Origin of the sequence: Mesorhizobium sp. M7A.F.Ca.AU.001.01.1.1 (genome assembly GCF_004022735.1) — a bacterium.
In the GTDB taxonomy this organism is placed as follows: domain Bacteria; phylum Pseudomonadota; class Alphaproteobacteria; order Rhizobiales; family Rhizobiaceae; genus Mesorhizobium; species Mesorhizobium ciceri.
In genome coordinates, this window is sequence record NZ_RZPF01000556.1 from 1 (window position 1) to 4,517 (window position 4,517).

At 63.4% G+C, this 4,517-nt stretch carries 5 protein-coding genes; 2 read left to right on the forward strand and 3 right to left on the reverse strand.

All coding sequences use genetic code 11. The features are described from left to right. A partial coding sequence (locus EN884_RS26890) for a glutathione S-transferase C-terminal domain-containing protein (RefSeq protein WP_206617645.1) occupies positions 1 to 470 on the forward strand: 470 nt, incomplete at its 5' end. Here the strand turns inward: EN884_RS26890 and EN884_RS26895 are convergent. Both EN884_RS26895 and EN884_RS26900 read right to left on the reverse strand, forming a co-directional pair. Then, positions 418 to 1,713 (reverse strand): NAD(P)/FAD-dependent oxidoreductase, encoded by a 1,296-nt coding sequence (locus EN884_RS26895; RefSeq protein WP_082826476.1) that lies wholly within the window; start codon positions 1,711 to 1,713, stop codon positions 418 to 420. The two genes, EN884_RS26890 and EN884_RS26895, sit on opposite strands and share 53 nt — an antisense overlap. Before the next feature lie 44 nt (positions 1,714 to 1,757). Further along, positions 1,758 to 2,168 (reverse strand): helix-turn-helix domain-containing protein, encoded by a 411-nt coding sequence (locus EN884_RS26900; RefSeq protein WP_063168259.1) that lies wholly within the window; start codon positions 2,166 to 2,168, stop codon positions 1,758 to 1,760. Between the two features lie 135 nt (positions 2,169 to 2,303). Here EN884_RS26900 and EN884_RS26905 point away from each other — a divergent pair, with 135 nt between their 5' ends. After that, entirely contained in the window at positions 2,304 to 3,197 is an 894-nt protein-coding gene (locus EN884_RS26905; protein ID WP_063168260.1) for an SDR family oxidoreductase, read from the forward strand. A gap of 185 nt (positions 3,198 to 3,382) precedes the next feature. On the opposite strand, the gene EN884_RS26910 is transcribed toward EN884_RS26905, so the two are convergent. After that, a partial coding sequence (locus tag EN884_RS26910) for a KUP/HAK/KT family potassium transporter (protein WP_206617646.1) occupies positions 3,383 to 4,517 on the reverse strand: 1,135 nt, incomplete at its 5' end.

Sequence of the window (4,517 nt, forward strand, 5' to 3'; positions counted from 1 at the left end):
ACCCGGCCGATCCCTATGCCCGCGCCCGGCATCGCGCCTGGATCGAGTTCGGTTCGGCAACCCTCAATGCCATCAGCCGGTTCTATTCAACATCGACCGAGGCCGGCTTCCTTGACGAATCCAGCGCGCTGTCCGCCATGTTCGACCGTCTCGAAGCCGAGTTGGCGGACGAGCCTGGCGGCCCCTGGTTCGCCAGCAAGCACTTCTCGCTGGTCGACGCCGTTTACGGTCCGGTCTTCCGCTATCTCGATGTCTTCGACCGGATCGGTGATTTCGGCATTCTTGACCGAAAGCCCCTCGTCCGCGCATGGCGCCGGGCGTTGAGTGAACGCCCGTCGATCAGGCAAGCCGTGGCGCCGGACTACCCGCAGCGCCTGCATGCCTTCCTGCGGGCAAAGGGATCGTACCTTTCGAGCCTCATTGGCCAAAACGATCCGGCCACCGCGCTTCGACCAGTCCTATCCGCTTGAACGGATCGATTACGGTGCCGGCCACCATCGAGGCGAGAAACTGCGGCGCCGGCGGGATTTTTGCCACCGTCGCCACCAGCCTGTCGCGGATGAAGGGCAGCGCCACCGAATCCGACTGGTAGAACGGCGTGAACGCCAGCGACAGCGCCTGGAAGATGCGGACATGCCAGCGCCGCGCCCTCGCATAGGCTTCAAGTGCCGCTTCGACACTGTCCGTCCGCGCCAGCGCATGGCTGAGCGCCGCGGCGTCGAGCAGCGCCATATTGGCCCCTTGCCCGAGCTGCGGGCTGGTCGAGTGCGCCGCGTCGCCGATGATGGCCAGCCGCCGCCCAACCGGCCGCTTCATCGTGTGGTGGCCATAGCGCGCCAGCGAGAGCTGGTCGAAACTGTCGATCTGGCTGACATACGCCTCGCTCTGCGGCCACAGCCGGATCACCCTCTCCTTCCAGGCATCCAGGCCCCGGACGCGCACCTCATCGGCGTCCGACGGCTTCAGGCTCCAGAAGAAGGCCGCCATCTTTTCAGCGCCCGGCTGCGGCCGGCCGATCGGCAGCACGCCGATCATCACGCTCGCTCTGTCGTAGCGTTGCAGCAGCGCGCGCTCATCGAAACCGTCGCCGCGCCAGCCAAGCGAGGCCCAGAACGCGCCATAGGTGAGCGGTCGTGGCTCGCCTGCAGCGCTTGCGCCGCGCAGTTTCGAGCGCGAACCGCTGGCGTCGATGACGAGGTCGAACGGCCCCGCCCTTCGTCCGTTGCCGCAGATCAGCGTCGTCCGTTCGCCCGTCTCCAAGGCCTCGATCTCGACGCCGGTTTCGATGGCGATCGCTTCGCGTTGGGCGGCGCGGAAGAGCACGCCGAACAAGGCCGCCCGGTGCACCGCCAGCCCGAAGCGGCCACCGCGCTGCGCATCGTAGCGGACATCGAGCACGGTACGGCCTGTGGTGGCATCGGCGCCATGCAGGCGGTCGATGCGGCTGCCCAGCGCCAGCATGTCGTCGAGCAGGCCAAGATCGGCCAGCACCGTCAGCCCTGTCGGCTGCAGGATCAGCCCGGAGCCGACCGGCTTCGGCTCATCGAAGCGTTCAAAGACCGTGACCCGATGCCCGGCGCGCTTGAGATAGAGCGCCATGGCCAGTCCCGCCGGCCCGGCGCCTGCTATTGCGATGTCGTAGGAAATGCCAATGCCCCCAAAGCCGAACTGGCCGGGACAATCCTTCAGCAGCCCGGCGAAATCAAGCCGCACCGTGGGGCTTTAGCGGTCGTTCAAGCCTGGGCCTTGGCGGCCGTTCAAGCCTGGGACGCATCAAAATCGGCGCGCGCTGCGCGCACCGCATCATGGTTGAGTTCGGCCCACAGAATCAATTGATGAAAGGCGCCGAACATAGAGCGCCCGAGATCGGTCAGGCTGTATTCGACGCTTGGTGGTTTGGTCGGGAACACCTCACGATGCACATAGCCATCGCGCAGAAGATCGTACAGCGTCTGGGTCAGCATGCGTTGCGAAATGTCGGGCACAAGGCGCCGCAACTCACCGAAGCGATAGGGTTTTTCAGCCAGCGCCATCATCAGCAGCGATCTCCATTTGCCGCTCACCCCTTGAATGACCTCGCGAACCGGACAATTGGCAATATTGCCGCCGCCTGAGATGGCCTTATAGACCTCCAACTTCGATTTCAGATTGATGACCTTGCCGTCCATGGCTGGTTCCCTGCGTGTGCCTACCTCCCGAAAAACTGCCTTCTTTACGGCACCAGGTCAATTCCTATTTTAGTGCTGGTCTCTTTTTGAGACTGCCACTCGAACCGCCTTAGCGGCGCAATGTCAGGACCTTCCATGAGCGAAACCCTTCTCGTCACCGGCGCTTCCGGCCAGCTCGGCCACGGCGTCATCCAATATCTCCTGGACAAGCACAAAGTTCCACCGGCAAACATCATCGCCGCCACACGCAATCCGGAAAGCGTGGCCGATCTGGCGCTGCGCGGCGTCGTTGTCAGGGCCGCCGACTTCAACGACGCGGCATCGCTGGAAACCGCATTCAAAGGCGCCGACAAGGTGCTGATTATTTCGACCGGCGATCTCGATCTCAAAAGCGGCAGGCGCCTGAAGCAGCACGAAAATGCCGTCGCCGCGGCCAAAAACGCCGGCATTTCGCATCTGCTCTACACCTCGATGCCCAATCCGGAGCCGGTATCGCCGGTCCTGTTTGCCGATGACCACTACAGCACCGAGCAGGCGATCAAGGCGAGCGGCATCCCCTACACGATCTTCCGCAACGGCTGGTACCAGGAGAACCTGTTCATGGCCCTGCCGCACGCGATCGCCTCGGGAAAATGGTACACGTCGGCCGGCGACGGGCGCATTGCCCACGGTGCGCGCGACGACATGGCAGCGGCGATCGCCGCCAGCCTCGCTGGCGCTTCAAACGAAAGCAAGACCTACACCTTGACCGGTCCGCACGCCTACACCACGGCAGAGATTGCCGCCCTGGTAAGCGAGGTCACCGGCAAGTCGCTCGATGTCGTGCAGGTTCCGGATGAAGCGCTCACCGAAGGGGTAAAGGCATCCGGCGTTCCCGAGGATTTTGCTGAAGTCATCGTGTCCTTCGACGTCAACACGCGCTCCGGCCGCATCGCCATGGTGACCGACGCGATCGAGACGCTTTCCGGCCGCAAGCCAAAAACGCTGAAGCAGTTCCTCGAGGCGAACAAGGCCGCGCTGGCCGGTTGAAGCGGAGTGACATGGACTGTGCCGCAAGACACAGCTCATTCGCCAGGACATGTCGAGATTCAGGTCAGGCTGGACCGAGAATGTGGGTTCCGAGAACCGGAACGGAGCGGACACTTGGTCCGTGAGTACCGGAAGCGCAGGAACCTGCCGTTCGCAGGCCGGCCTCACCTGAATATCGGCATGTCCTAGATGGCCACCTGAGTGCCGATCTCCACCACGCGCCCGGTCGGGATTTGGAAATACTCCGTCGCGTCGGCCGCCGTGCGCGCCAGGCCGATGAACAGCCGGTCCTGCCACACCGGCATGCCGGAATTGGGCGAGGCCTTGAGCGAACGCCGCGACAGGAAGAACGAAGTCGTCATGATGTCGAATTTCCAGCCCTGCTTGCGGCAGATCGCCAGCGCGCGCGGGATGTTGGGCTGCTCCATGTAGCCGAAGGTCAGCGTTACCCGCATGAACAGCTCGTTGACCGTCTCCATTTTGACCCGGTCGCTGTCGGGCACCACCGGCTGCGGCGCGGTCACCACTGAAAGGATGACGTTCTGCTCATGCAGCACCTTGTAGTGCTTCAGGCTGTGCATCAGTGCGGTTGGCGCGCTGAGCGGATCGCTGGTCAGGAACACGGCGGTGCCTGACACCAGCTGCGGCTTCTTCTTCAACAGATTGCCGGCGAGGAAATCGAGCGGGATCTCGTTGCGGCGGGTCTTGTCGAACAGATAGCGGCTGCCGCGCACCCAGGTCCACATGGCCAGCACGATGGTGAAGGCAACGGCCAGCGATGCCCAGCCGCCCTCAAACACCTTGACGATGTTGGAGGCAAAGAAACCGACGTCGATGAAGCCGAACAGCGCCGTCAGCGAGACCGCCAGCCACAGCTTCCATTTCCAGATCCGCGTCATGACCACAAACAACAGCACCGTGGTCACCAGCATGTTGCCGGTCACCGAGATGCCGTAGGCCGATGCCAGCCTGCTGGACTCGCCGAAGCCCACCACCAGCATCATCACCACCAGCGCCAGCAGCAGGTTGACGCGCGGCATGTAGATCTGGCCGGACTGTTTCTCCGACGTATGCAGAATTTCCAGGCGCGGCAGCATGTTGAGCTGCACCGCCTGCCTGGTCAACGAGAAGGCGCCCGAGATCACCGCCTGGCTGGCGATGACCGTGGCGGCGGTCGCCAGCACGACCATCGGGATCAGCGTCCAGCCTTCATTCATTTCGAAGAACGGATGGCCGACGACGCCGTTCTTGGCCAGCACGAAAGCGCCCTGCCCGGCATAATTGAGCAGCAGGCACGGAAACACGACCCACAGCCAGGCG

Excerpts from the sequence above, each read along its gene's own strand:
- EN884_RS26900 (WP_063168259.1), bottom strand. The coding sequence starts at position 2,168 with ATGGACGGCAAGGTCATCAATCTGAAATCGAAGTTGGAGGTCTATAAG.
- EN884_RS26905 (WP_063168260.1), top strand. The coding sequence starts at position 2,304 with ATGAGCGAAACCCTTCTCGTCACCGGCGCTTCCGGCCAGCTCGGCCAC.